Source organism: Halomonas sp. SIMBA_159, assembly GCF_046536035.1.
Taxonomy (GTDB): domain Bacteria; phylum Pseudomonadota; class Gammaproteobacteria; order Pseudomonadales; family Halomonadaceae; genus Vreelandella; species Vreelandella venusta_A.
In genome coordinates this window covers 1-347 of record NZ_JAWJBT010000202.1, presented here as the reverse complement: position 1 = coordinate 347, position 347 = coordinate 1, and the positions used below count along the sequence as shown (strand labels likewise).

Below are 347 nucleotides of genomic sequence, written 5' to 3'. Positions count from 1 at the left end.
GGTATCATCTTCGATAACGTCAAGCTGATTGATCATTTCTGCCACCAGAGTCACTTCACGGCCCTTAAAGCCGGCTTCCAGCAGTTCATCCAGTTCATGGATGACACGACTGGCCTGATTGGCAGCATCAAGGCAGCGTTGAACGTAGGCAAGAAAGTCTGGATAAAAGTGCTCAGGGATGTCTAACTGACGTCCGTAGACACGACCTGCAATATCTTTGGCCAGATTTGCGAGTTTGTCCTGCTGAGTGAGGAGATCCAGCATGTCAGTCCGGTCGACTGGCATGAAAAGACCACGAGGAAGCTTGAGACGGATTTCACGATTGAGCACATCCGCATCTTTTTCAA

1 protein-coding gene is annotated in these 347 nt (G+C 49.6%); it reads right to left on the bottom strand.

The features are described 5' to 3' along the window. A partial coding sequence (locus tag R0J87_RS18990) for a TIGR00153 family protein (RefSeq protein ID WP_498888172.1) occupies positions 1–347 on the bottom strand: 347 nt, incomplete at both ends.